The organism is Alcanivorax sp. HI0044, assembly GCF_001634945.1.
The window spans coordinates 1-1,418 of sequence record NZ_LWEZ01001049.1; the positions used below are offsets into that span (position 1 = coordinate 1).

1 protein-coding gene is annotated in these 1,418 nt (G+C 53.5%); it reads left to right on the top strand.

Annotated features, from left to right (window positions below):
- Positions 1-1,091 (top strand): IS256 family transposase (locus A3730_RS12220; RefSeq protein ID WP_063538133.1); only part of this gene is annotated, 1,091 nt, incomplete at its 5' end.
- Between the last annotated feature and the right edge of the window lie 327 nt (positions 1,092-1,418).

Here is a 1,418-nt window from a genome sequence, read left to right on the forward strand (position 1 = left end):
CGATGCAAGCCGAGCTGGACAATCATCTTACAGAAGAGACCGCGCCGAACCGCAAGAATGGCACGACCAGTAAGACCATGAAAGGCCCCGCCGGCAGCTTTGAACTTAAAACGCCCCGAGACCGCAGCGGTACCTTCGAACCCCAGCTTATCAAGAAACACCAGACGCATCTGACCGATGAGTTGGAGCGCAAGATCATTGCCCTGTTTGCCCTCGGCAACAGCTACCAGGACATCCGCGCCCACATTGTCGAGATGTATGATATCGAGCTGTCCAACGGCACCATCAATGCCATCACCGACAAACTCCTGCCAGAGCTACAGGCGTGGCGAGAACGTGATCTTGAAGCCATCTATCCGATTGTCTGGCTTGACGCCATTCACTACAAAATTAGAGAAAACGGCCGTTACGTCAGCAAGGCTATCTACACCATTCTTGCCCTGAACATCGAGGGCAAGAAGGAGCTGCTTGGTCTTTATCTCTCTGATCAGGAAGGTGCCCACCACTGGTTAACCGTGCTGACAGACCTCTACAACCGTGGCGTCAAGGATATCCTGATCGCCTGCGTGGATGGCTTGAAAGGCTTCCCTGAAGCCATCGAGAGCATTTACCCGAAAACGGAAATCCAGCATTGCGTGATTCACCAGATCCGTAACTCACTGAAGTATGTTGCCTCGAAAAACCAGAAAGCCTTCATGGCCGACCTGAAGCCCGTCTACAAGGCTGCAACGCTGAACGCCGCAGAAATCGCACTCGATGAACTGGAAGCCAAGTGGGGCGAGAAATACCCGATGGTAATCAAGTCCTGGCGGGAAAAGTGGCCAACCCTGTCAGCCTACTTCAAATACCCTGATTACGTCCGTACTGCGATTTACACCACCAATGCCGTGGAGGCCGTACATCGCCAGTTCCGCAAGCTGACAAAGACCAAGGGTGGCTTCGCCAGTGAGAACGCCTTACTGAAGCTGCTCTATGCCGGTATACTCAAGGCATCCGAGCGCTGGACCCACCCGGTGCAGAACTGGAATCTGACGCTGTCACAGATGGCCATCCACTTCCCCGAGCGCCTGGACAAATACATCAGCCTGTGAGGCTGCTGGCTGTGACACAGAGTTTTGAACACCCTCTGGCGTCGGTCTAGAACACGAGAGAACACGAGGGCCAGGTCTTGCCCCGCGAGGACGAACAACAGGACACCCATCAATTAGCAAATCTCTCACGCGCCTGATGGCCATTATCTGATGGCTGCCTGTCTATAAGGACAGTATGGTTTAAGTCATGGATCAGCATGGAGGCGACCATGACACGAGCGCGTTATCAGCAGATTTCCCTTGAGGAAACGCCGTATTACCACTGTATTTGCCGTTGTGTGCGAATGGAAGATCCGGGGTCAGACCTGAATGGCACTTACTTAAGTC